The organism is Actinoplanes subglobosus, assembly GCF_042650585.1.
Lineage (GTDB): Bacteria > Actinomycetota > Actinomycetes > Mycobacteriales > Micromonosporaceae > Actinoplanes > Actinoplanes subglobosus.
Window position 1 is genome coordinate 26654 of record NZ_JBHSBL010000016.1, and the last position, 23798, is coordinate 50451.

A 23798-nucleotide genomic window follows, 5' to 3' on the forward strand; every position below is an offset into this window, starting at 1 on the left:
GTCAGAACGGGATGGTGGCGTGGGTGGGCAGCACCACCCCGGCGGGTAGCCCGGCGGCGAAGGAGGCGGCCTGGGCGCCGTACATCGGGCGCAGCACCATGCGGGCCTCGGAGGCGCGGGAGGCGATCAGCCGGTCGGCCTGCTCGAGTTCGGCGACGGTGTCGACGGTCGCGGTGACCAGCAGGGTGAAGCGGACCATCCCGGCGCCGGCGGCTTCCTCCTGCGCGGCCTGCTCGGCGGCCTCCAGGTCGGCCAGGTCGCGGGCGGACGGGCGTGGCTTCTTACCGACGTTGAACCGGGCGTCGCGTTTGTCGTTCTCCACCAGCCGGACCGCCTCGGCCGGGGCGTAGGGGCGGTAGAACAGGGTGACCCGTTTGCGTTTGAGCTGCGGATCCGGGTCGGTCAGCCGGGAGAAGGTGTTGGAGAAGGTGACGCCGCGGGGTGCTTCGGCCATGCCCCAGGTGCGGCTGACGCCGGAGTCGTGCCGGTAGGAGTCCCAGGACTCCTTGGCCGCGACGGGTCCGGCGGCGTCCCACGGCGGGGCGGCGCCCGGGTCGCGGGCGAGGTCGAGGGCGACGGCCGGGTCGTAGGCGGCGCGCACGACCGCGGCCAGGCTCTGCGGGCTCATCGGCTGGACCCCGCCGGCGCCGGCGGCCGACAGGCCGGTGTGCAGCCCAGGCAGCCGGGAGGCGACCTCGCGGCACACGTCCTGGTGGCTCATCGCGCGCCGACCGGGCGGCACGGTGTAGGTGAGGCTGACCCGGGTCTCGACCACCGCGGCGCCGGCCGGGTAGGTGCGCACCACCTCGTCGAGTACGGCCCGGGCCAGGTCCGGGGCGTGTGGGCTGGTGGTGGCGGCGACCTCGGCGGCGAGCTGGGTGCCCGGGTCCGGGGTCGTCTCGACCGTGACGGCGGCCTGTACCAGGCCGGGTTCGCGGGCCAGGGTGTCGAGCCAGGCGGCCAGGTGCGCCACCCGGGTGTCGAGCACCGACTGGTCGACCAGGTCGCGGCCTTCGGGCGAGCAGCGCAGGGTGACGGTGTAGTGCCGGGACTGCGGGATCACGACCACCCCGAGGTGCCCGGCCCGGCCGGTCTCCACCGCGTAGACCTCGGAGCGGGCCAGTATGCCGGGCAGCTGGTGGTGGGCGGCGACCCGGGAGGCGACCCCGGAGCGGTAGAGGTGCTGACGCCGCGAGTGCCCGCGCCACCAGGCGATCCGGGCGGCGAGCACCTGCAGCCCGGTCCGGCCCTTGATGCGGACTGCCAGCGGCACCAGGAACAGGGCGCCGATCAGCACGGTGACCAGCGCGTACAGCAGCGACACGGACAGCATGAACACCGCCAGCAGGCCGATGCCGAACATACACAGCGTGCCTACCGGGCCGAGCCCGAACAGGCCCGCCCCGTCACCGCGGCGCCAGTTGCCGTAGGTGCGCTGTTTGGTCGTCGTCACTGTTGGTCACCCGTCTCTGCTGCTCCGCCGGCGATCCCGCCGACCTTGCGCACCACGCTGGCCCCGGCCTTGGCGGCCGTTACGCCGGCGACGACCGCGGCACCGGCCGGCCCGGCCGCAGCCGCAGCCCCACCGGCAGCCCCCGCCGCACCACCACCGGCTGCCGCGGCACCCCCGCCGGCCGCCGTACCAACGGTTCCCGCGGTGGCACCGGCGCCGCCACGAGCACCGGCGCCGGTTCCGGCAGGTGGGGGAGTGCCGGCCGGTCCCCGGCCGCCGGTGTCGCCGTTCGGCCCGGACGGGCCGGTCCGGGGTCCGGGGCCGGAGTCACCGGCCGCCGCCGGGCCCGGGCCGATGGCGGCGGGTGCCCGGGTGGGCGGTGGCGCGCCGCTGCCGGAGCCGCCGTTGGCCGCGGGCGGGGCCGGGCGGGCTCCGCCGCCGGCGGTGTGCAGCCGGACCGCGCCGCTGGCGACCTTCCCGGCGCCCTCGGCCACCGTGCCGCCGATGGCGGCACTGCTGGGGCCGGCGACCTGGGCGGCCACCGGAGCCAGCAGGCGCAGCAGCGCGGGCATGACGAAGATCGCGCCGGTGATGACCACGATGCCGGTCATCACCGTCTCGAACGACTCACCGGTGCCCACCATCCAGAACGCGCCGGCGTAGAGCGTCGCGGCGACCGGCTTGTAGAGCAGCGCCCCGCCCAGCCAGGCCAGGTAACGGCTCAGGGTCGCCTTGCCGCCGCCGGTCATGCTGGCCGCCGCGGGCAGCGGCGCCAGCCCGCACAGCAGGATCTTCAGACCGCCGACGGCGATGCTGACCAGCATCTGCACTAGCGACACCAGTACCAGGAACCCGGCGATGCCGATCGCGGCGAACTGGGTGATGCCGAGCATCCCGGCCTGGGGCGCGAACAACGCCACCCGCTGATCGAGGCCGGCACCGACGGACTCGGTGATGATCCACTTGGAGTAGGCGTCGCCGGCCTCGGTCAGGGCGATGGTGATTGGCACGACCAGGCTGGTGACCAGCACCAGCTTGCCCAGCCCGGCGGCGGCGTCGATGCCGGCCCTGCCGTTGCCCAGCACCATCTTCGACGCGGCGAACAGCAGCGCCGCCACGGCCACGGCCGTCACGTACCAGTAGGTGTAGTCGCGCAGGTTGTTGACGATGTCCTGGTTGTCCATGATCGGCGACGGGGTCATGATCCAGCCGGTCACCAACGTCTTGACCGCCCAGCCGGCGGTGACGACCGAGATCTCCGCGATCTCGTTGAAGATCGACTCGACGCCGCCGACGATCACGTCCTCGATCGGGTTGCAGGTGGGATCCACCACCGGCAGGCACGGCATCAGCGGTTACCCCACTCGACGACCCCGCTGAGGTTGCCGGCCTGCCGGCTCACCGACAGCCAGGTGCCGCCCGGCGGCGGCACCATCTGCCAGTCGCCGTCGCGCCACTGCATCGTGGTCGTGACCACGTGATAGCGCGCGGCGCCGGCGGCGGGCGACCGGTAGACCAGCCCGATCACCGCGATGTCGGGGGTGTAGGCCTGATAGAGGTAACCGGCGAGCGGGCTGAGCTCGCCCGGGTCGGCGGTCTGCTCCGGTGCCGACCGCAGCGCGGCCAGCAGCCGGTCCCGGTCGTCGCCCGGCACGAACTGGGTCTGCACGGTCGGCTCCCACGACGTGCGGCCCGCGCTGAACGCCGAGCGGGCGGCGAGCTGGGCCGCCGCGACCAGGGCGCCCTCGGGGGTGCGGGCGTACCCGGACGCCACACCGGCGGCGACCGACCGCGGACCGGCCGTCGCGCTCACCGGGACCGCGTTCTGCCCGGCCAGCTGCCATGTCACGTCGCGCGGCGGGCTCGTGGGCAGCGCGGTGGGCAACGGCGCCGCGACAGCACCGGACGCGGCCGCGCCCGGGCTAGGGGTGCTGGTGCTGCCGGAAACCACGGCCGGGGCGGGCGCCGGCAGGACCGACGGATCCTGTTCGTGCGGCCACACCGCGATCGTCACGCCCAGCGCCACCACCAGGCCCAGGAAACCCGCGGCGGCGATGAACCACGGGCGGGTCCACGGCGACGGGTCGGCGAAGTCGGGCTCGTCCTGCATCGATGCTCCCCGCGGGTAGAAGGTGGTGCCGGGCGCTAGGCCAACGCGTCGACGATGTTGGGCACCACTCCGGCGAAGACACAGGCGCCCAGGAAGATGCCCAGCTTGCCGACCTGCGCGTCGTCGCCGCGGCGGTGCGCCAGGACCATCCCGCCGGCGATGAAGATGCCACCGAGGACCGCGAGCGCGGTGAAGATCCACTTGGCCCACCGCAGGATGGTGATGATCTTGTCGGCGCCGGGAGGCGCCTCGCCGGAGCCCGGATCGGGAGCCGGCTGGGCTACCAGCACCCCCGAGATCGTGTCGACGGCGGCCGACGCCAGGGTGGCCAGGTCGTGGACGAGTTCGTGGATCATTGCGCTCCTACCTCGGTCAGCAGTCGGTCCAGGGCATGGCGAACTGTCTGCACGTCGGGTGGCACACCGACGTCCAAGGGGTCATCGGCGGCCAGGAAGGTCTCCACCCAGCCGACGCGCCAGATCGCGGGCAGCCAGCCCCTGATCAGTTGCAGCCGCTCCGTGACGATCCGCGGCGGCCGTTTCGGTGACGCGTCGACCACCACCAGGCCCATCACGTCGGTGCCCGCCGTCCGGCGGCACTGCTCCACCACAGCCTCGGCCGCGCGCATCCCGGCCGCCGAAGCACGGGCCACCAGCACCACCGGCGGGAGCCGCCAATCCGGCGGGACCTGCGGCCAGGCTGCGCCCATCTCCACGCCGATGCCGGTCAGCTTCGCCATCGTCGTCACCCCGGCGCCGCCATGGCAGCCGACCCACCACAGTGGCGGCACCCCCGCCTCCATGACGCGCTCCGGCATCGGCGCGTGGGGCAAATGCGTGGTGCGAGAGCGCGGTGACGTCACCGCCGCCACGAACGGCTCCGCAATCCACGGCTAATCAAGACGCCCTCCCCCGACGGCAGTGTGATCAATAAGGAACAGACAGTAGCAGCGATTTGCGACAAGATCGCGTGTGTTTAGGTGGCTATGACCTGCCGAAAGGGATAGCCGCCAATGCAATGCGGTGATTAAGGACAGTCGTGCTTTTACGGGGGTAAGGAATATGTCGGTCAATTCGTACAGGCTGGTGAGGATGCCGGGCCGGCTCGTCAGTCGATCCGCGATCACAATGACCGCTGTCATTGCAGCTCACGCCCTCACCGGCTGCACCTCCACCGGCCCGGCCCCGACCAGCGCCACCACCGGACCCGCCCCGGCGTCCGTTGTGGCCGACACCACCACACCCCCCGCCGACACGCCGATCCCTGCGGCGCCGGCCAGCGCCGAGCCGCCCGGCACCGACGACCACGCCGAACCCCCCGCCGCGGCCCGCGCCGCCGCCGCGCCCGCCGTGGCGGCCGGATTCGCCGCCGCCTGGGTACGCCGCGACCTGCCCGCCCGGCAGTGGCTGGCCGCCGTCACGCCCTGGTGCGAGCCCGGCTTCGCCCGGTTGCTGGCCACCACCGACCCGCGCAACCTGCCGTCGAGCAAGGTCGTCGGCACACCGCAGGTGATCCAGGCACCTGCGGCCCGCAGCGCCGAGTACACGGTGAGCACCGACACCGGCACCCTCACCGTCGTCCTGCTCGACTGGCGCGGCCAGTGGCGGGTCTCCGGCAACGACTACCGCCCGCGTTCATGAACCGGCGCTCGCTGATCAGCCTCACCGTGGCGGTCCTGGCCGGCGCCGTCCTGCTCGCCGGCAGCGTCGTGGCCATCCCGATCCTGGCGCTGCTGGACACCGCCGCCCAGGCCTCGGTCTGCGGCGCCCCGCCGATCGCCGGCGCCACACCACCGGAACCCGGCACCGCCCACGACAAGTGGGACGCCCGGCAGGTCACCAACGCCGCGGTGATCGTCTCGGTCGGTAAACAGATGGACGTGCCCGCCTGGGGCTACGTCATCGCCCTGGGCGCCGCCATGCAGGAATCCCGGCTGCTCAACCACGCCAACGACAACCCCGCCTACCCCCAGGTGGCGGCCCTGAGCATGGCGCTGCCACACGAGGCCGTCGGCCACGACAACGACTCCGTCGGCCTGTTCCAGCAACGCCCGATCGAAGGCGCCGGCAGCTGGGGCACCGTGCAGGAACTGATGACGCCGAACATCGCGGCCCGCAAGTTCTACACCGCGCTGCTCAAGGTGCCCGGCTGGGAACAGATGCGCCTCACCGACGCCGCCCAAGCCGTCCAGCGCTCCGGCTACCCGGAGGCCTACCAGAAACACGAAGCCGATGCGAAAGCCCTCGCCGCGCACGTGCTGGGCCTGCCGAACATCGACATGATCGGCGGTGGCGGCCCGGCCGCGCCCTGCGGCACCGGAGCGTTCGAGCCCGTCCCCGTTGGCCCCAACGGCTGGGTCCAGCCGCTCGACAAGAAATTCGTCGTCGGCCCGCCGTTCGGCCAGGACCGCGGCGACCACAAACACGCCGGCGTCGACATCGTCGGCGCCGACATCCGCGGCGAACCCATCCGCGCCGCCGCCGACGCCACCGTCATCCGGGTCGTCTGCAACACCCCCAGCAACAACTGCGACCGCGACGGTGGCATCGGCGTCGGAGGCTGCGGCTGGTACGCCGACCTACGACACCCCGGCAACGTCGTCACCCGCTACTGCCACATGATCCAACGCCCCAGCGTCCAAGAGGGTCAATCCATACCCGCCGGAACCGTCATCGGCTTCGTCGGCAGCAGCGGCAACTCCTCCGGCCCCCACCTGCACTTCGAAGTCCACACCAACGTCACCGACGGCGAACGACTCTCCTACGCCAACGCCGTCGATCCGGTCCAGTTCATGGCAGCACAACAAGCGCCTCTGCCAGTCAGATGAGCGGTGATGTAGAGGCTCATCTAACCTGGCGGGATTCTCAGGATCGTGACGGTCGAGTTGGCAGTTCCGTTACTGCAACTGCCCGCACCGCGACCCCACTCAACCGAGGTCGATGCCGAGAGAAGTTTTCAGGCGACGAATCACCTCTACAGGGATGATGCCTACTTGTCCTACTTGTCCCTTGTTGGAGCTCCTCCAGGAAAGTATGCCAACCAGCTGCCCACTGGTCATGCTGATCACTGGGCCCCCGCCCACTCCGTCCGTGATACCTCCGGAGGCGACGAGATAGTCACCTCGGCGTCCAGTAACCGTCATCACGGTGGCTTCGAACCGCCCGTGGTCAGTCACGCCGCCTGCCACGACCTGGGTGCCTACGAGAGTGTCTGAGTGCGCTGTTGTCAGAGTCAATGCGCGGCTCCTATCCAGCGGCTGTTCGACCCGCAGCGAGGCGGCGTTCGGATTTAGGTGGCCCTCCACCCGAGGCAGGTTTGTCATCTCAAGCAGACGCGCGACACGGAACTCCTGATCGCCGACACCGCGTACCTCGAACATGGCTGATTGATCTTCCTGTTCCTGCCCGCCAAAGGGCCGCCGGGTAACGAATGCTGCGGTGAGCACGATCTCGTCACTCAACATGCAACCGCTTCCGAAAGTCTCCGGGTCCGTGTGGATCTCCACACACGCGGCTCGCAACAGGCGAACGGGATCGAATGCTTCATCCACCATGCTGTGCCGGACCGGGCGGATGCCGCGGATGTCAGTGTCGAAGCCCGGTTTGCCGGCGGAGCGCCAGAGTAGATGAAACCGAGCCGTCTCGATCTTCGCTTCTCGCCCGGGTGCGTGGGTGGCCAGGCTCTCGACAATGAGCTCCAACAGGCCCCAGGCGGGAAGGCGAGGGCTGCTGAAGACGTCGTGGATGCGGGCGACGCTGGCTACGTAGGGGCGCGCACGCTGGTCGCCATCGGACTGAGGCGTGATCTGGTTGCGTATCGTCCGCAGCGACGGCCACCCGGCCGCATGGTGCAGGTCGTGCAGGGCCGCATTTAGTTCTTGGAGCGGTCCGTCCGGAATTTTCGGCGGGGTCAGCTGTGCCATGCCAGATCACCTGACTGTACGAAACTGTCTGATGTTGTCCGACAGTATTACGTACAAGCGGTGATTGAACGACGTTGTCGTTCTCTGTCCGGCAGCGTCTGGACGGCGCTGGAGCGAGTGACGTTTGTAGTGGCCTCGCGAGCCCGCATCCACTACCCGCCACCGTTCGGAGTAATTATGAACCACGAGTCGCTTCTCGACGCCTTCCTGCACGGTCTTGTCCAGCACCTGCCGGCACACCTGATCGCCGCGTTGATCATCGCCTTCGTAGGATGGCTCTGGCGTCGGCGCCGCCGCGCAACCGAGTCACAGACGCAGGTCGCGACCATGTTGGACGCGAGCGGCGTCCCAGTCGCGCCGCAGACGGGATGCCCCCACGCGACCGTCGTGCAGTCAGCCTCGCAAGAGGACACATCGCCTGTGCCGTAACACCTTGTCGGATCGCTGTTCTGCCGGTGCCAGGAGACCGCGCCGTCATCGCCCACCTGGGGGTCGGCTCCGCCGCGGAGCCGACCGCCAGCCAATGATCGGGTTCCGGGCCAGGTGCGGTGCGCGTAGGCGCCAGCAACCAGACGCCGGCAAGGGGGTACCGTCCCCACCGACTGAAAACGCGGCATGGCTACCGGCCAGGGACTGACGAGAGGCGGACAGACTGCCGACCGGGATCGAGAGGCGAGCCTGTCGGGTCGGCTGATGAATGCGGACCTGGAGAGCGATGGGGTGAGTTTCCGGTCAGCACAGTGCCCGATGGTGTTGGGAAAGGCGAAGCTGTCGCCGGTGGACTAATGGTCGTAGCGTTGGCTGGGGTGATCTCACGATCGTGATCACCTCGCTGCTCCAGCGCATTGATGTTCACGTACAACGCGACTCCGGCGAGCAGCAGCCCTAGGGTTGCGACGCTGGCGCTGTAGGTCGCAATTTTGATCTGTTTGCGTTGGCCGCCGCTGTCATCCGGCAGAGCACGAGCTCGAGTCACCGCTTCAGCGCGGATGCCGTCGAGGACTCTTTTGATCTGATCCGTCGAGATTCTCCAGTGCACCGACGGGAGCCACAATGCGTTGGGAGCCGGATCCAGTTGCTGGATCAGTTCGTTGACCAGCGGCAGGTCGGGGCGGAACGCTGGGTCTGCACTAATGGCGTACGCCCGTCCAGGCATCTGGCGGTTTTCGAGAATGGTGACGCCGTGGTGCAGGCCTCTACCGACGCCGGTTCCGAATAGCGTCTCGCGTTGGGCTTCGGACAAGCTAGCGATATCTAGCCGTTCGGAACTCGTCCGCCCACCCTGATTTATCCCCAGGAAGAGCAGTGGAACCGGGGAGAACCGTCGATAGGTTGGCAACGGCTCGGAGGCCGGGTAGCCGTCGAGCTCCTTTGCGGCCCAGTCGGAGACGGCCTGCTTGCCGTGATCTTTGGCGAGAACTGCCAGAGCGCGTAACCCGGTAGACAGCCGGATACCGGTGTCGAGCAACTGGTTCTCGACGTCGCTTCGGTGCGAGATCGGCACAGGAGACACCTTCTTATATAGAGCTGCTCTGCGGGGGCTGTTTTCGTGATGGTCGCCGCGATGGTGTCGGCGGCCATCAGGCCGGTCCTACGGCTGGCCGTCGACGCCGTCGGTGAGGTCGGCTTCCTCGGTGGCGCTGATCGGGTCGGTCACGGTGTTCTGATCGGGTGGCTGGCAGGGCGAGCGTCTCGGTCTCCTCCCACCACCGGTAGTCCCAGCTGGTCTCGACGGTGATCCGGTCGGCCCATGGGAATACGGCCCGGGACGAGGCCCTGGACGGCGCCGACGATCCGGGAGACGGCGGTGTCGAGCCGCTTGCCGCGGATGTTGGCCCGAAGCCCCTTCCGGGACGCGCAGTTTGAAGGTGATCGTGAGCGTCGTGGAGGTGCCCCCGCGGGGTGCCGAAAAACTTCCGGGAATGGGATATTCCCGGAAGTTACTATCCCGTATCCGGTAACCCGCAACCTGCTCCAACGTGGGATCGTCTCTTCGCCTACCCGCACGAGCAGGCATCCGGGGCTAGGGTCGAGACATGACCGGAGACCACCGCAGTGCGGGACGGCTGGACACCGGGCCCACCGATCGCGACGGTGACCCGCAGGACGGTGCGCTACCCCCGACCGGCCTGCCGGAGGGCGGCGGTGCCGGCATCACCGCGGTCACCCTCGACGCCCGCCGCCGGCTCAACCTGCCCCGGGACCTGACCGCCGCCGCCGGACTGGCCGGAACGGTCGTCGTCCTGCCCGGCACCGCCCCCGGCGAGCTGATCCTGGCCACCCCCGCCGCCGCCCTGACCCGGCTGCACCACGCCATCACGGCCGCCCTGGCCGCCGGCGGATCCGCTGGCTCGCTGAGCACCGTGCTGGCCACCCGGCCCGGCCGCGACCACACCGGCCCGCCCGGCCCGCACGCCGGCCCGCTGCCCGCCGCCGGGCCGATCCTGGCCGACACCGCCGTCATCACCGCGATCCTCGACGCCGCCGCGGCCGCCGACCCGGTGGTGCCGCTGCTGCCTCGGCTGCAGCTGGTCGAGGCCGTCGTCGACGAGCTCCTGCACACCGTGCTGGCCGCCGGCCTCCCCCTGGACGGCGGCCCCGCCAGCTTCACCGCCATCATGAACACCCTCACCGCCCTCGGCGTCACCGAGACCGGCCGCGACCACGCCTGGGCCCCCGTCCGGGTCCGCGAATACGAACTGACCAAGGCCGGGGTCCCCACCCTCGCCGAACGCGTCACTCTCGCCGTCGCCGCCACCCGCGACCTGCCCGCCCTGCTCGCCCGGCCCGTGCCCCACACCGACACCGTCCCGATCGGCCCGCACGACTACCGCACCCTGGCCACCACCACGGACACCCGCGCATGAGCGCACCGGTATATAAGGTGTCTCCCCACCCGGCCACACCAGACCCGGCCGCACCGGACCCGGCCGGGCCCGGCACCGACCTGGCCCCCGGCCCCGTCACCGGGGAGATCGTCACCGCCCACCGCGGCGGCGCCCGCCGCCTCGACCTTGACACCTACCTCGCCGCGCACCGGCCCGCCGACCCCCACGACGCCGCCCGCCTGGCCGCCCTCGCTGCTGCCGCCGGCCGCTACGCCGAATCCGCCCAGGCCGCCGCCACGACCCGCAAGTACGACACCGGCTGGGCCGAATTCCAGGCGTTCTGCCGCCAGTTCGGGCTCGACGCCGGACCACCCGCCGACGTCGAGGTCGTCGCTCTCTACCTCGCCCAGATGGCATTGGAAGGTCTCGCCGTCAGCACTCAGGACGGCCGGCTGGCTGCCATCCGCGACCGGCACCTGGACGCCGGCTACCGCTCACCCACCAGCGATGACCGGTTCAAACGCATCCGCGACGGCGTGCGCCGCACCCACGGCGTGCGCGCCGACGGCAAAGCCCCGATCAGCCTGCCCCTGCTGGCCGCCATGCTCACCGCCCGCACCCCCGGCCCCCGCCCCGCCGACACCGCGTCGGCCACCGACCGGCTCACCTGGCTCGGCGCGCTACGCGACCGCTGCCTGCTCACCCTCGGCTTCTTCGCCGCCACCCGCCGCAGCGAACTCACCGCCCTGACCGTCGACCACCTGCAACTGGACGAACAAGGCCTGCGCGTGCTCATCGCCCGATCCAAACGCGACCAGGAAGGCGCCGGCCGCATCGTCGACATCCCCTACGCCCCACCCGACCTGGCCTGGTTCTGCCCCGTCCGGCACACCCTGACCTGGCTCGACGCCACCGGCCGTCGCCCCCACCTGCACCGCCCCGGCCAGCCCCGGCCCGGCACCGTCCCGCTGCTCTCCGGCCTCACCCGCGGCGCCGCCGTCCGCACCACCGCCCTCACCGACCGCGCCGTCGCCGACATCGTCAAAGCCGCCGCCACCGCCGCCGGCCAGCCCACCGAAATCGTCGCCAACCTTGCCGGACACTCCCTGCGCGCCGGATTCGCCACCGCCGCCGACGCCGCCCACGTCCCCGAACAGATCACCGCCCGCGTCCTCGGCCACACCGGCACCACCACCAGCCACTACATCCGGCACACCTTCGACGGCACCGCTCACCGAGCCATCTACCACAGCGCCCGCAGCATCGACACCGGAACATAGCCAAGAGCAAAGAGCACCATCGAACTGCTCGTTGACGGCCGCCTTGGCGCGGGAGTACGGAATCAACCGGAGACGCTGTACCCGTCCCTACGCGACCCGGCGACCACGTTGGCCGGATGATCCCCTTCCTGCCCGGCAAGGCTCACGGCTCGCCGGGCACGCTACCTCCGGGCTTCTCCAGGAGACCGGGACAGAAAGGGTCAGGTCTCGGGGGCCTCCTGGGCCAGTTTCTGGCGTACCTGTTCGAGCATGGCGGTGCCGTCGGCCAGGTCGGGGTGCCCGACCTGCCGGGCCAGCTCCACCACCTGCTCCAGCTGGGCCACCGCCGCCACCAGATCACCGCTGTCCCGGTAGGCCATCCGTCCGGAGACTTTCAGAAAGCGGACTCGTCGAGGTCCATCAGCTCGAGATCGGTGGCTTCGAGGATGGCGCGTTCGGCTTTCAGCTTGGGCAGGTTTGACTGGGCGAAGAACTTCGCGGCGGCGATCTTGCCGGTGTAGAACACGATCAGGACGACCGCGGGTACGTCGACGTACCCGTCACCGGACCGCTCCGACGTCGAGATCGCCCGACGCCTCCCCACGCTGCCGCTCAAGATCGGCGACCAGCGCCCCGCATTCGAGGAAAGATCAGGGAGTACCTGCCGCTATGAGCACAAACATGCCCGACCTGTCGAGCTACAAGATCACCCTCTGGCCGCCCGACGCGGCGTACGAGTGGTACCTCTCCGACCACCCATGGGCCGCCGCCGAACGCACCCGCCGCCGCGAGGCCGAGCACCGCTTCGAGCTGGACAATGCCCGCAAGGTCCAGGAATGGATCGAGCGCACCCGCGCGTCCGACGCGGCCGGTGAGTTGCTCGACCGGCCGGACGGCTGGCGTGACGACCTGGTCGGCCTCGCCGAGAACATGGCTCCCGTGGTCGCCGACAACCACACTGTCGCGTCCGTCGAGTCGGCCGAGCCCGACGACCTGTGGGTTGCCAACGCCCGCCGCAAGCTGGAAAACGCTCGCCGGGCCTCCGGCGATCACGACTACACCTACCCGGCCCACCTGCTTGGCGCGAGCGCGGCCGCGTACCCGCCGCCGGGCTGGAACGCGCCGCAATGACTCTTCAGTGGTCAACGCTGTTTGCGGCTGGTGACACGTTTCTTACAGGCACCCCAAGACCGGCGAAGCCGCTGACTCATCGGCTTGCTGCCGCGAGGAAGCCTGCTGCCCGCTTCCCGAGCGCGGTCGACATCCAGTCGCCTCTGCCTAGCTCACCGGACAGGTCTTGCTCGAGCATCCGGTGAACAGCGTGCTGTCGCGCAAGATGGTGCCGGCCGGCGATTGCTCACCCGCTGACCGGGCTCGTGGCCGGGATCGCGGTGATCAACCGGTGTGACTGCGGGAGCCTTGGCGTGGGTGGCGGAGGGCTGGTGAAGTTGATGTCAGCGATTAGGTACGTGTCTGCCCGACCTGAGCGGATGCCAAGCGGGGGAAGTGTTCATTCAGCCAGCCAGAGAACCCGCCGATTGGTGAATAGTCGTCCTCGCCATCCCGCATACGGCGAGGGGTATGGCTCTGGCGAATGGGGTTCTGGTGGCGGAGCAAGATGGTCACGAGGCTGCGGACCAGCCCACGAGTCAGACCTCCGCCCGCGGCGAGAACACGCCGCCCGACACTCGGCCGGCCAATCACGGTCACGTCGAGCTCAGTCGGTGGGACACGAAACTCGTTACAGAGACCACGCCAAAGGTGATGGTCGAACAGTGGGGCGCGTCCGCTTCGGCCATGGAGGGAAACTCCTCATCCTCCGGTGCCGTGTCCGCCCCCGAGCAACCAAACGCTGGCACCGAGACTGAGAATGTCGGACGAGACGGCTGACGGTGGTAGCGGGTTCTATGCCTGGACCGGGGGAGGACTGCCACCACTTTCGACTGCAGGCGCGCTGCCGCTCTCGACAGGCTTTTGCCATGCTTCGACGAACGCGTTGTCAGCAGCCTCGCGGATCTGTTCAATCCGATCCACGAAGGCACTGAAGTCCTGGTTTGTGGCGTACGGACCCGCCTTCATCAAGAACCGGTTCAACTCGCGTTCTAACTGGTTCGCCGTCGTCATCGCCTGCGTTCCGGACGTCTGGAATCCGAACAGCTGGGCGGTCCCCTCGGCCACCGCGGTAAGAGCACCTACACCCGCAATGACCTCGCGCGGCACGGCTGACCAGGCAGAGAGTACCGGTACGGCAACCCCCGTAAGGATCACAACCATTCGCAGGATCCGATGCCATCGGAGCTGCTTCGTCGAGTAGTCGCCGAGCTTGGCGATTTCCGCCTGTAGATTCAGGAGGTACTGCCGCTGGGCTACGACCGCCGGGTCGACGTCACTCACTCGACGTTTGACTTCTCAGACCCGGCAGCGGGGGAGGCTGTCGAAGAGCTGCCGTTGGAGGACCCGTCGGTACTGCCCGATGGAGCAGGCCGAGGCGTGCCCCAATTGTCGACGGCGCTCTGTGGTGTTGTGCTGGTGTTGAGGCTGGTGTCCCAGCGACTACGTTGCTCCTGTGCCCCGCTGGCCATGGTGCGTGCTCCCGTGAAATCGCCATTCTCGAATGCGATCCGTCGCGCCTCTGCCGCGTTGGATCTAGCCGTGCTTTCGCCCTCCGGCATGTCGATGCCTCCTCAATCGGTTGCCCCGCCCCTGCAGATACCTGAACAACGGTATCGACCTGGCAAGACGCAGGTTCAAGTGTGGCGTGCAACGGCGACAGCGGGGGCCCGGTCTTCTCGTTGATATCCGACCCCAACCGGATCATCGCAAAGGGCACCAGCATCGGGTACGACTCGGCAGCCCCCGCCCCATGCACGGGTGTCCCAGAGGGGCCCGGGCGCGCGCCCTGCAGTTGGCGCGTGTACTACACCGAAATCGGCACGGGGCTGCGGCTGCACAACGCGTCAATCATCACAGGCTGATCCGCCTTGCACGGGTCGCCCTGACCGGCAGAGGGTGCCGGTCAGGGCCAACCACGCTTCCGCTCCTGTGAGGCAGGCCGGGAACGGCCAGGGGCCGGGTTTCTCGCCTAGGTCACGTGAACAGGTCCGAGATGCTGGGATCGGCCTGCTCTGACAGCGGGCCGTACATACGGCGAATCAGGTCTTGTTGGGTGCCCGTCCCATCGGCCGCCGCTGTTGAGACGGGCCCGCATCCAGCCAGTATCTCGACGAACTCACAAGTGTCTGCTCCCGGGCCGCGACTTAGTCACCGGGCTTAGCGGCTGCCCCGACCGGCCGCTGCCAGCGACGTCACGAAGACCCTGGCCGCGATCTGCCCGCGCCGGCCGCGCAAGGACCCCGCCAAGGTTCCCCGGGGGGCGTCACGAACCTTGTTTCCATCGGCCGTTCCGGTTCTGTGACGGCTTGTCATCCGAGCTTAGGTGGCCCATCAATACGCCCAAGGCCCTGCTGACGGAACGGTACGTCACAAGGAAAGCCATGGGTGCGGTAAGCAAACCAGACAAGATCACCCCGGATGTGCCGGGACCGGTCCATGTGACCACCGTGAGCACCAACGCAATGATGGTGATCACGGCGGCCGCCGCCCCGGCGAGGATTCGGATGGTGACCCGCGCTGCATGAGCGCTGTGCGCACTGGTGTCGCGAGTGTCCTCGGCCCGCGGGTCGGTAAGCAAGCCTCCGTCACGCTCGCTCGCCCGGACAGGAACCCGTCCGGGCTTGGCCGCCTTCGTCTGAGCGTCCAGACGCGCCACCGTCTCGGCATAGACAGCGTCGAGGTGCGACCTGCTGTGGGTGACCCGGGCTTCGTTGCCGAGGTCGCGCAGTCCAGCATCCAACGCCGCGTCATCGCGATTTTCAAACCTCACCTGTCCACCTCCTTGCCGTTCCACCCCGTCAACCGCGGTGACTTCCGCAGCGTCCGGAACGCTTTGCCAAGTAACTTCTCTGCGGCGTGTCGGCTGATGCCCATCCGCAGCGCGATCGCGGCCGGACTCAGGTCCTGTTGATAGTGCAGGTAGAGCGCCTCCTGCTGCCGTTCGGTAAGTTCCCCGGCAGCCTCAGCGAGGTCGATTCGTAGGTCGGCGTACCACATCGGGTCAGCCTGTGATTCCACACTCGTGTGCGGGACAGCCCGGGCGGCGTCCCGCCGCCGATCCTGACCGAACCGGCGTACTCCGCGCCACATCCGGTCCGCGAGGCTGTTGTCGGACAGGGCGGTGATCGCGGTATCGCCGGGTTGCTGCTCGCCGCGTCGCTTCTGCTTCCGGAAGTGGTTCCGCGCAAGATCGTGCGCGATGTTCATGAGTTCCCACAGCGGATGCTGGTGCTCGATGAAGTAGCCGGGGTTACCGCCGACGCGGACCCACACCTCCTGCGCCAGTTCCTCGGCCAGATCCCGGTTCCCGGACCGGAAGGTCAAACGGCTCACGATCTCGGTGTGATGCGCGGTGACCAAGGTCCACAACTGATGGTTGCGGACCTCTTTGTCAGGCATCGGCTCGTTCACGAAAGGGGAGCCTTTGTGGGGGAGCCGAGCGTGACAGCCCACTCGGCTCCGTCACGGGTGCGATAGGTGACCTGGCCGCCCAGGCCGGCGGCAGCCACCTGCGTGGTGAGGGCGGTGAGCGTTGCGAGCTCTGAACTCTCGCCAGACCTTCGCACCCGTGCAACGAACGATCCGGTAGCGGCCGCAGCCCACGGCGCGATAGCCGCGGCTTCGGAGAAGTATTCGGTGATGTCGATCAACTCGACCGCCCCTTCCTCGGTAGGTCGTCCTTCACATAGGAATGGGCCACCAGAAACGGCCAGCGCTACCCCCTGCCAAGAAAACTTCTGAAGACGACCCGGATCGTCGGGCTTCGGCCCGCCGCCGTACGACCCGGTCGGTGCCGGCGACCTGTAGTGGGTGGTCGGGAGAGCAGCCGCGTGGCGCGTACGGGCAGGGTGCCGGCGCCGCGGGCGACGGGTAGACCACGACGATTCCGGATTCCGGCTACGACCACTACCGCGACCACCCGAATCCGCACCTCGACCATGGCCCGTGGATAGGCCTGCGAGCCGACCGGACCGGCCCTCGCCACGGCACCTGCGCACGAGGGAGATCCGGCAACACCAGGCCCCCGCCGCCGGTGCCGCCCGCCACCCGCGCCAGCTGGCGCGGGCGGTCGCGCCCGGACAGCGGTTGAGGTCAGACCACACCAGGACGATCACCGGCATCCGACCTATCCAGTCGCGAGGTGAACAAGGCCGGTGCTCCCCGACGCGTCACCGGCGACTCTGCCTTAGCGGCCACCGGCGTCGGGCCTGAAGCTGTTCGTCGAGTTCGGTGCGCCAGGCCTCGCGGCGGGGGTCGTCGTGGGTGCCGGGGCCGAGGGCGACGGTGGGATCGGTGACTTCGTAGGTGACCCGGTAGGCCAGCAGTTCGGTGGCCAGTTGCATCCACGCGTCGACGTCCTCGGCGACGGGCTGATGGCCCACGGCGAAGACGAGCCAGGTGGGCAGCAGCGCCCCGTCGGCGACGGCGGTGTCGAGCCGGGCCCGCAGCCGGGCGGCCAGCTGGGCCCGGGCGGAGGTGCCGGTCATCACCTGCGGGCCGTGAACCTCCCGGTGCTCGTCGTCCTGCTCGAGTTTGCGGCGGGCGTCGGCGGCGTCCTTGCGCAGCCGCGGCAGCTGCTGCTGGGTGCCCTCGATCGTCGCGACCGCCGTCCGGAACGCCACCGCTGCACTGGCGTGCCCAGGGGTACCCATCGCGGTGGCGGCGAGCGTGGCGCTGTGCTGCAGGGCCAGCTCGGTGTTCTGCGTGATCCGCTTGAGGGCGTTGTCCAGCCCGGTGATCTCCCGCTGCTCGGCGGCCCGCTGGGCCGGGGTCAGCAGCACCGACTCGGACTCGTTGCCGCGGCGGGCCCGGGCGGCCAGCTGCCGCAGCGTGTCGTCGGTACCGTCCAGCGGCGCCGGGGTGAGATCGTGGTCGGCCCGCAGCCGGCGTTCCATCCAGCCCATCGAGGAGGCCAGGTCCCGCACCGTCGCCGCGATCGCGTCCAGGTCGTCGCGTACGGCGGTCCGGAGCTCGCCCTGGGCGTCGCGGACCTGTTCCAGCCCGCTGTCGAGTTCGTCGGCGTGGTCGTCGACGTCACGGATGCGGCCGGACAGCCGCCGCTGTTCGGTCTGCAGGTCGTCGACGTCGTCGGCGAGCGAGGACACCTTCTGCTGCAGCCGTTTGAGTGCCGTCGCGGTGTCGGAGCTGCTGTTGGCCGGGTAGCTCACCGGGGCACCTCCGCGTCGTCGTCGGGAGCGGCAGCCCAGAGCGCGAACGCGGCGATCAGGCCGACGACGACCCCGGCGAGCGCCCAGGCGGTCAGGAACCCGGCGACCACGGTCACGATGAGCCCGGCCGTCAGCGCCACCACCACCAGGGCACCGGCCCGCAGCCGATGACCGCTGACCGGGGACCGCTGCTCCGCCGCCGTCAGCCCGCCCGCCACGATCGTCGTGGGGATCACCGCGATCAGGTACCACCAGGTGGCCCGGTGGGTCGCCATCAGCAGCGCCGAGGCGATCAGCGCCAGCGCGGCCAGCCCGCCGGCGACGTACACGATCGCGCTGGAGATCTTCCGCAGCCGGGCGTCACGCCGCCGCGGCACCCGTTCCTCGAAGTCCAGCAGCCGGTCAGTCGCCGCGAACACCGTCAGCACCTGCCCGGCCCGGTCCGGGCTGCCCTTGCCGAGCCCGGCCAGCGCGGTGTGCGCCTGCCGGAGCTCCTCCTGCAGCCGCCGCACCTGCGCCGCGTCAGCCTCATCCGCCTTCCCCATTTACGCCTACCTTCCGTGATCGATCGACTACGAAGCGACGGATGTCACTGTATGGTGCGGGAGGCGGAATCCGGGTGACCCGGGCACACGAGATGCCCGTGTGGGTCAGGCCCCCGGGGTGTTTCCGGGCGCTCGGCCGGGGAGCAGCGTGTCCTGGACAGCGGAAAGCCCGGCCCTGTGGCCAGGACCGGGCTACCGGGGTAGTGCGGGGTCAGTTCGGTGGCGTGGCCAGGTCGGCGATCATCGTGGCGAGCTTGCGGAGTCCGGCGGCGGTGGTGCGATGCGGCGCGGGTCTGTTTTGTCAGCGGCAAACGGGTGCCGTTTTCCGTTTGGCGATAATCGGGTGCGCAAGCTCGAGACCGGGACTCGTGCCCTCGCTGCGGCCGGTCCGGCAGGGGCCGCGGGGCTGACTGGTGAGAGTGCTTGGAACCCCCGTACTGCACTTCAAGGCCTGGACCGTCGGCTGTCGCTAGGAGGCAACTACGGCGATCTCCGAGAGTGCTTCCTTGGATACGTAATGTCATACCCGCCCGGTACGGTGCTGGGCCATGACGGATGAGACGGATGCGAGAGGATCGATCTCCGCGGCGGCCCAGGCTGCGCTCTGGGTACTGAGCAACGGGCGGTGCTACTACCCCCGTTGCACCGAGCCGGTGGTGAAGCTGGCTCGGTTGAACGTCTATCGGAAGAACGTTCAAATAGCCCACATTCATGGCGTCAAGCCGGAATCCGCCCGGTACAAGAAGATGCCGGCTGCGGAGCGGGACGGCTTCGGCAACTTGATGCTGATGTGCACGCCGCATCACGCCGAGATCGACAACAAGAGGGATGGTGAGACCCGGTACCCCGCGGAGCTTCTCCGTAAGTGGAAGAAGGAGCACGAGGGCAGGCACGGCGTGGCGCTTGAGAAGCTCGGGCAACTGGATCTGGACCGGCTCGGGGATGCCTTGGCCGAGGTGTTCGTGCCCCCGGTCGATCGTCTCAATGCAATCGCTGACCAGCTAGAGCGTACGGGGATCGACAACAAGAGGGCCGTGGCCCAGCTACGGCAGATCGCAGCCGCGCTGTCCGATGTGCCACCGGGGGCCGATGCCACTACAGCTCGGAGGCTTGCGTACGCAGCGGAAGTGTTCGCAACTGTCAGCCTCGGATCCACCGCCCGCCTGCTCGCCGAGAGCGCGGAGTACTACAGCCATTCCGACCTTGCGGCCACCGCAAACCGGCTGCTGGAGGCGGCACAGATGTCGCGGTACAGCTAAAGGACCTTCTCAGGCCTTTTTAGCCATGACGACACGCTGTCGACGCCGAGGACGCATCCCAGGATGGCGTCGGCATACGACCGAGCATATAAAGGCCGCCGGAGGGGTTGGCGGCCGCGATCAGACAGCAGCTGACGTAGGGCTTGGGAAAGCAGCCGGGGGCGTGTACGAGCAGGATGCTGGCGCCACAGGCGACGGGTAGACCGCGACGATCCCGATCCCGGATTCCGGCTACGACCTGCTGGTAAAGCAGGCCCACGCCGAGGAGGCGATCGCTCTGTTGCGGGCCCTCACGGACGTCGGCGACCGGGACGCCCGCGAGCGGTTGCCGGAGCTGCTCCGCCGGTCGAGACCGCCTCACTGAGAGCCCGGGGGACAAACCGTGGGAAGGCGTTCTTCCCGGGGGTAACCGGGGTCATGGTTTGTCCACGTCGGCATCGTTGGTGATGTTGCGGCGGAGGAGCAGGGCAAGGACTTTGCGGGCGTCGCGGCGGCGTGTGGGGTGCCGAGCAAGCAGTGCAGTCACCGCGGCGAGGGTGGTGGCGGTGGCGTAGAGCAGGCTTGCGGCGGCCACGAGGGTGGTGCTGTCGTGCATGACTGCGGTCAGCTGGCTGATCATCTCGGGCTCCCGGGCTGTGTTGTGGATGGTGGAGCCCCATGTCAGCTGTCCTGCCAATGTCCGTCGAGGCGGTCGGACAGATAGCGGACACTGTGGTCGACGGTGATTGCTACTAGGGTTTCGCGCGTGACAGAGCCGTCCGTCGATGACCCGGTCGCGGTGTTCCAGCAGCGGTTGCAGCAGCTGAAGACCGAGTGTGGTGGTCCGTCGTTTGGAGAGTTGTCGCGTCTGTTCACGAAGCTCGGCTATCCGCTGACGCGTGGCACAATCCAAGCGAAGGTGACAGGTAGGGCGGTGCCGGATTGGCCGTTCGTGAAAGCCTTCGTACGTGCCTGCCACCGGCATGTCGGTCGTGGTGCGGAACCGGATCTGCAGCCGTGGCGTGACGCGCATCAACAGATGATCACCGGAGGGGCCAAGCCGCCGGTGGGGGAGCCGTATCGGCGGCTGGACGCTTTCGGTGAGGATGACGCGCTCTGGTTCTACGGCCGTGATGACGCTGTCGAGCAGGTGCTGGCCGCGGTTCGGAGGCCACGGCCGGCGGTGTTGCTACTGGGCCCGTCGGGGTCGGGGAAGTCGTCGTTGGTGCATGCGGGGGTGCTGCCCGCGTTACGTGACGGTGAGCTGCCTGGCAGCGACCAGTGGATCCGGATGTCGGTGCGGCCGCGGCAGAATCTACTCGCCGAGCTAGACCAGGCTGGCCTGCCCACCTTCGGCGGATCGCTGCCGGAGGCGATCGACAGGCTGCTGGCCGATCGGTCGACCGAGTGTCGGCTGGTGCTGATCATCGACCAGTTCGAGGAACTACTCACCCCCACGGTCCAGCCGGAGGCAGAACGGGTTCGGTTGAGCGCGTTGGCGCAGGTGTCCGCGGTGGCAGGGTTGGCGCGGTTGGTGTTGATCCTGGTCATGCGTGACGACTTCTACCCGCAGCTGAGCGCGCAGGTCAGTCAGTTGCGTGCCGGGCTGGTTCTGATCGATCTCCCGGCGATGCTGAGCAAAGCACAGCTCGACGACATCGTCCGAGGTCCGGCGAAGACTGCCAAACTGACCTGGGATGCGCAGTTGGCGGACCGGATCGTCGCCGATGTGCTGGCCGACTACAACCCCCGACCGCCACGCACCGGCACCGGCACCGAACCAGACACCAGCCTCGAACTCGATGCTGGCGCCAACGGGGCAGGTCAAGTCCGGCAGGTACCGGTCACGGTGCTGCCGCTACTGGAGCTGGCCCTCTATCAGGTATGGACCCGCCGTGCCGGTACCCGGTTGACTCACGACGGCTACCGGAATGCCGGCGGGATCCGGGGTGCGCTGTCCTCCTGGTGCAGCGCGGTGGTCGATGAGTTGCCCGGCGATGAGAAGGACTGCGCCCGGCAAATCCTGACCGCGTTGGTCCGGCCCGCTGATCCCGACCGCGGTGTGCCTGCGGTCCGTCAGCAGGTCCCGATCCACACCTTGCGCCAGCTGATCACTCTCAGCCCCACCGATCCCGCCGGCGCTGTCCCGGTCGATCGGGTCTTGGCCATGCTCACCGAACAGCGGATCATCACCACCAGTACCCTGCACGACACCGGCACCCCGGACAACCGACCCGAGAACCATAGGTACCAGGAGAAGGCCCGGGTACCGGTCGCGGAACTGGTCCACGACGCGCTGATCCGTGACTGGCCGGATCTGCAGACATGGATCAGCGCTGATCACCGCTTCCAGAACTGGCTACGCCGCACCGGCGAACGCCACCGCCGATGGCAACAACATCCCACCGGCGATGACCTGCTACATGGCAGCGACCTGGCTGAAGGCATCGACTGGGCCACCCGACGACGGCTACCCGACGACTTCGCTGTGTTCCTGCACGCCAGCCACGACCATCAACAAGCCCGCACCCGCCGCACCCGCCGGACCAACCGCGTCCTGGCCGCTCTGCTCACCATTGTCGTGGTGGCCGCGGCGTCTGCCCTCTGGCAATGGCGCACCGCAGTCACCGCCAAGAACGCCGCAGTCACCGCCCAACAGATTGCGTTGTCCCGGCAACTCGCTGCGCAATCGGCTGCCGTGCTACCCACTAATTCGGCCGTCGCCGACCTATTGGCTGTCAAGGCCTACCGCACCAGCCCTACCATCGAAGCCGTCGACAGCCTCCACAACGCGGTTGCGCAACCCATCGTCAGCACCTTGGCCGGCTATACCGAGCCGGTGTCCGCGGTGGCGTACAGCCCGGATGGCACCCACCTGGCCAGCACCGGAAACGAGGAGACGGTGCGGGTGTGGGATCTGACTACCGGCACCTTTCGTACCCTGACCGGTCACACCAGCGGGGTGAGCGCGGTGGCGTACAGCCCCGACGGCAGACAGCTGGCCACCGGCAGCGGCGACAGCACGGTGCTGGTGTGGGACCTGGCCACCGGCACCTCACGCACCCTCACCGGCGACACCGACATCATGTCCGCCCTCGCCGGCGACACCGGAATCACGTCCGCGGTGGCGTTCAGCCCGGACGGCAGACAGCTGGCCACCGCCAACTCCGGCGAGACGGTGCGGGTGTGGGATCTGGCCGCTGGCACCTCCCGTAGCCTGACCGGCCACCCCGGCTCGGTAGACGCGGTGGCGTACAGCCCTGACGGCAGACAGCTGGCCACCGCCAGCGGCGACAGGACGGTGCGGGTGTGGGATCTGGCCGCGGGCACCTCCCGTAGCCTGACCGGCCACCCCGGCTCGGTGTACGCGATGGCGTACAGCCCTGACGGCAGACTGGCCACCGCCGGCGACGACGGGACGGTGCGGGTGTGGGATCTGGCGGCGGGCACCTCCCGCATCCTGACCGGCCACACCGGCCCGCTATACGCGGTGGCGTTCAACCCCGACGGCACCCACCTGGCCACCGCCGGCGACGACGGGACGGTGCGGGTGTGGGATCTGGCCGCCGGCACCTACCGTGGCCTGACCGGCCACAACGCCTCGGTCTACGCGGTGGCGTTCAGCCCGGACGGCACTCACCTGGCCACCGCCAGCGGCGACAGGACGGTGCGGGTGTGGGACCTGACCAGCACCGCCTCCAGCACCCTCACCGGCCATACCAGCCCGGTGAACGCGGTGGCGTACAGCCCCGACGGCACCCACCTGGCCAGCACCGGAAACGACAAAATGGTGCGAGTGTGGGACCTGACTTCCCGCACCTCCCGTACCCTGACCGGCCACACCAAAGGAGTGAGCGCGGTGGCGTACAGCCCGGACGGCACCCACGTGGCCACCGCCAGCGGCGACAGGACGGTGCGGGTGTGGGATCTGACTACCGGCGCCTCCCGTACCCTGACCGGCCACATCAGCGGGGTGAACGCGGTGGCGTACAGCCCCGACGGCGAACAGTTGGCCGCCGCCAACTCCGACGGGACGGTAGGGGTGTGGGATCTGACTACCGGCGCCTCCCGTAGCCTGACCGGTCATACCCGCTGGGTGAGCGCGGTGGCGTACAGCCCGGACGGCACCCACGTGGCCACCGCCAGCGGCGACGACACGGTG

The 23798-nt window shown here is 69.2% G+C and carries 23 protein-coding genes; 7 read left to right on the forward strand and 16 right to left on the reverse strand.

Features of this window, described 5'->3' with window-relative positions; genetic code table 11:
• Position 1: 1 nt before the first annotated feature.
• Genes ACFO0C_RS17435 through ACFO0C_RS17455 form a run of 5 tightly spaced genes read right to left on the reverse strand, consistent with a single transcriptional unit; the run spans position 2 to position 4365 of the window.
• Positions 2–1453, reverse strand: coding sequence for an SCO6880 family protein (locus ACFO0C_RS17435; protein ID WP_378067698.1), 1452 nt, complete (start codon positions 1451–1453; stop codon positions 2–4).
• Positions 1450–2802 carry a hypothetical protein gene (locus ACFO0C_RS17440; protein WP_378067699.1) on the reverse strand — a complete coding sequence of 451 codons (1353 nt, stop codon included), beginning with the start codon at positions 2800–2802 and terminating at the stop codon, positions 1450–1452. The genes ACFO0C_RS17435 and ACFO0C_RS17440 overlap by 4 nt, the downstream gene beginning before the upstream one ends.
• Positions 2802–3563, reverse strand: coding sequence for a hypothetical protein (locus tag ACFO0C_RS17445; RefSeq protein WP_378067700.1), 762 nt, complete (start codon positions 3561–3563; stop codon positions 2802–2804). The genes ACFO0C_RS17440 and ACFO0C_RS17445 overlap by 1 nt, the downstream gene beginning before the upstream one ends.
• Positions 3564–3598: 35 nt before the next feature.
• Positions 3599–3919 carry a hypothetical protein gene (locus tag ACFO0C_RS17450; RefSeq protein WP_378067701.1) on the reverse strand — a complete coding sequence of 107 codons (321 nt, stop codon included), beginning with the start codon at positions 3917–3919 and terminating at the stop codon, positions 3599–3601.
• Positions 3916–4365, reverse strand: a complete 450-nt coding sequence (locus ACFO0C_RS17455) for a DUF6668 family protein (RefSeq protein ID WP_378067702.1) — start codon at positions 4363–4365, stop codon at positions 3916–3918. Before ACFO0C_RS17455 ends, ACFO0C_RS17450 begins: the two co-directional genes overlap by 4 nt.
• 325 nt (positions 4366–4690) lie before the next feature.
• Between ACFO0C_RS17455 and ACFO0C_RS17460 the strand changes: the two genes are divergently transcribed.
• A complete protein-coding gene (locus tag ACFO0C_RS17460; protein ID WP_378067703.1) occupies positions 4691–5203 on the forward strand; it encodes a hypothetical protein in 513 nt (170 codons plus the stop codon).
• Entirely contained in the window at positions 5200–6390 is a 1191-nt protein-coding gene (locus ACFO0C_RS17465; RefSeq protein ID WP_378067704.1) for a M23 family metallopeptidase, read from the forward strand. The genes ACFO0C_RS17460 and ACFO0C_RS17465 overlap by 4 nt, the downstream gene beginning before the upstream one ends.
• 99 nt (positions 6391–6489) lie before the next feature.
• Here the strand turns inward: ACFO0C_RS17465 and ACFO0C_RS17470 are convergent, their stop codons facing one another.
• Complete coding sequence (locus ACFO0C_RS17470) at positions 6490–7485, reverse strand: trypsin-like serine protease (protein ID WP_378067705.1); 996 nt, start codon at positions 7483–7485, stop codon at positions 6490–6492.
• 619 nt (positions 7486–8104) lie between these two features.
• Positions 8105–8989, reverse strand: coding sequence for an AbiTii domain-containing protein (locus tag ACFO0C_RS17475; protein ID WP_378067706.1), 885 nt, complete (start codon positions 8987–8989; stop codon positions 8105–8107).
• 532 nt (positions 8990–9521) lie between these two features.
• On the opposite strand from ACFO0C_RS17475, the gene ACFO0C_RS17480 reads away from it, so the two are divergent.
• Both ACFO0C_RS17480 and ACFO0C_RS17485 read left to right on the forward strand, forming a co-directional pair.
• Positions 9522–10352, forward strand: a complete 831-nt coding sequence (locus ACFO0C_RS17480) for a hypothetical protein (RefSeq protein ID WP_378067707.1) — start codon at positions 9522–9524, stop codon at positions 10350–10352.
• The gene (locus ACFO0C_RS17485) at positions 10349–11593 is read left to right on the forward strand and encodes a hypothetical protein (protein ID WP_378067708.1); all 1245 of its coding nucleotides are present in this window, start codon (positions 10349–10351) and stop codon (positions 11591–11593) included. Before ACFO0C_RS17480 ends, ACFO0C_RS17485 begins: the two co-directional genes overlap by 4 nt.
• A 200-nt stretch (positions 11594–11793) precedes the next feature.
• On the opposite strand, the gene ACFO0C_RS17490 is transcribed toward ACFO0C_RS17485, so the two are convergent.
• Both ACFO0C_RS17490 and ACFO0C_RS17495 read right to left on the reverse strand, forming a co-directional pair.
• The gene (locus ACFO0C_RS17490) at positions 11794–11952 is read right to left on the reverse strand and encodes a hypothetical protein (protein ID WP_378067709.1); all 159 of its coding nucleotides are present in this window, start codon (positions 11950–11952) and stop codon (positions 11794–11796) included.
• A gap of 14 nt (positions 11953–11966) precedes the next feature.
• Entirely contained in the window at positions 11967–12176 is a 210-nt protein-coding gene (locus tag ACFO0C_RS17495) for an acyl-CoA dehydrogenase C-terminal domain-containing protein (protein ID WP_378067710.1), read from the reverse strand.
• A 65-nt stretch (positions 12177–12241) separates the two neighbouring features.
• On the opposite strand from ACFO0C_RS17495, the gene ACFO0C_RS17500 reads away from it, so the two are divergent.
• The gene (locus ACFO0C_RS17500) at positions 12242–12703 is read left to right on the forward strand and encodes a hypothetical protein (protein ID WP_378067711.1); all 462 of its coding nucleotides are present in this window, start codon (positions 12242–12244) and stop codon (positions 12701–12703) included.
• Positions 12704–13477: 774 nt separating this feature from the next.
• On the opposite strand, the gene ACFO0C_RS17505 is transcribed toward ACFO0C_RS17500, so the two are convergent.
• From ACFO0C_RS17505 to ACFO0C_RS17530, 6 genes are all read right to left on the reverse strand, one after another.
• Entirely contained in the window at positions 13478–13966 is a 489-nt protein-coding gene (locus ACFO0C_RS17505; RefSeq protein ID WP_378067712.1) for a DUF4231 domain-containing protein, read from the reverse strand.
• A 982-nt stretch (positions 13967–14948) separates the two neighbouring features.
• Positions 14949–15455: a hypothetical protein gene (locus tag ACFO0C_RS17510; protein ID WP_378067713.1), complete on the reverse strand. Its 507-nt coding sequence runs from the start codon at positions 15453–15455 to the stop codon at positions 14949–14951.
• Positions 15452–16084, reverse strand: coding sequence for an RNA polymerase sigma factor (locus ACFO0C_RS17515; protein WP_378067714.1), 633 nt, complete (start codon positions 16082–16084; stop codon positions 15452–15454). Before ACFO0C_RS17515 ends, ACFO0C_RS17510 begins: the two co-directional genes overlap by 4 nt.
• Positions 16085–16092: 8 nt before the next feature.
• Complete coding sequence (locus tag ACFO0C_RS17520; RefSeq protein ID WP_378067715.1) at positions 16093–16335, reverse strand: hypothetical protein; 243 nt, start codon at positions 16333–16335, stop codon at positions 16093–16095.
• A gap of 519 nt (positions 16336–16854) precedes the next feature.
• Positions 16855–17853, reverse strand: coding sequence for a hypothetical protein (locus ACFO0C_RS17525; protein WP_378067716.1), 999 nt, complete (start codon positions 17851–17853; stop codon positions 16855–16857).
• The gene (locus ACFO0C_RS17530; protein WP_378067717.1) at positions 17850–18398 is read right to left on the reverse strand and encodes a hypothetical protein; all 549 of its coding nucleotides are present in this window, start codon (positions 18396–18398) and stop codon (positions 17850–17852) included. The genes ACFO0C_RS17525 and ACFO0C_RS17530 overlap by 4 nt, the downstream gene beginning before the upstream one ends.
• Positions 18399–18946: 548 nt before the next feature.
• Between ACFO0C_RS17530 and ACFO0C_RS17535 the strand changes: the two genes are divergently transcribed.
• Entirely contained in the window at positions 18947–19657 is a 711-nt protein-coding gene (locus tag ACFO0C_RS17535; RefSeq protein ID WP_378067718.1) for a hypothetical protein, read from the forward strand.
• A gap of 415 nt (positions 19658–20072) precedes the next feature.
• Here the strand turns inward: ACFO0C_RS17535 and ACFO0C_RS17540 are convergent, their stop codons facing one another.
• Entirely contained in the window at positions 20073–20276 is a 204-nt protein-coding gene (locus ACFO0C_RS17540) for a hypothetical protein (RefSeq protein WP_378067719.1), read from the reverse strand.
• A gap of 399 nt (positions 20277–20675) precedes the next feature.
• On the opposite strand from ACFO0C_RS17540, the gene ACFO0C_RS17545 reads away from it, so the two are divergent.
• The coding region (locus ACFO0C_RS17545; protein ID WP_378067720.1) for an nSTAND1 domain-containing NTPase at positions 20676–23798 on the forward strand (3123 nt) is incomplete at its 3' end.

Coding starts and splice junctions, on each gene's coding strand:
- ACFO0C_RS17440 (WP_378067699.1), bottom strand. CDS start 2,802: ATGCCGTGCCTGCCGGTGGTGGATCCCACCTGCAACCCGATCGAGGAC.
- ACFO0C_RS17445 (WP_378067700.1), bottom strand. CDS start 3,563: ATGCAGGACGAGCCCGACTTCGCCGACCCGTCGCCGTGGACCCGCCCG.
- ACFO0C_RS17450 (WP_378067701.1), bottom strand. CDS start 3,919: ATGATCCACGAACTCGTCCACGACCTGGCCACCCTGGCGTCGGCCGCC.
- ACFO0C_RS17455 (WP_378067702.1), bottom strand. CDS start 4,365: ATGGAGGCGGGGGTGCCGCCACTGTGGTGGGTCGGCTGCCATGGCGGC.
- ACFO0C_RS17460 (WP_378067703.1), top strand. CDS start 4,691: ATGACCGCTGTCATTGCAGCTCACGCCCTCACCGGCTGCACCTCCACC.
- ACFO0C_RS17465 (WP_378067704.1), top strand. CDS start 5,200: ATGAACCGGCGCTCGCTGATCAGCCTCACCGTGGCGGTCCTGGCCGGC.
- ACFO0C_RS17470 (WP_378067705.1), bottom strand. CDS start 7,485: ATGGCACAGCTGACCCCGCCGAAAATTCCGGACGGACCGCTCCAAGAA.
- ACFO0C_RS17480 (WP_378067707.1), top strand. CDS start 9,522: ATGACCGGAGACCACCGCAGTGCGGGACGGCTGGACACCGGGCCCACC.
- ACFO0C_RS17485 (WP_378067708.1), top strand. CDS start 10,349: ATGAGCGCACCGGTATATAAGGTGTCTCCCCACCCGGCCACACCAGAC.
- ACFO0C_RS17490 (WP_378067709.1), bottom strand. CDS start 11,952: ATGGCCTACCGGGACAGCGGTGATCTGGTGGCGGCGGTGGCCCAGCTG.
- ACFO0C_RS17500 (WP_378067711.1), top strand. CDS start 12,242: ATGAGCACAAACATGCCCGACCTGTCGAGCTACAAGATCACCCTCTGG.
- ACFO0C_RS17515 (WP_378067714.1), bottom strand. CDS start 16,084: ATGCCTGACAAAGAGGTCCGCAACCATCAGTTGTGGACCTTGGTCACC.
- ACFO0C_RS17530 (WP_378067717.1), bottom strand. CDS start 18,398: ATGGGGAAGGCGGATGAGGCTGACGCGGCGCAGGTGCGGCGGCTGCAG.
- ACFO0C_RS17535 (WP_378067718.1), top strand. CDS start 18,947: ATGACGGATGAGACGGATGCGAGAGGATCGATCTCCGCGGCGGCCCAG.
- ACFO0C_RS17540 (WP_378067719.1), bottom strand. CDS start 20,276: ATGATCAGCCAGCTGACCGCAGTCATGCACGACAGCACCACCCTCGTG.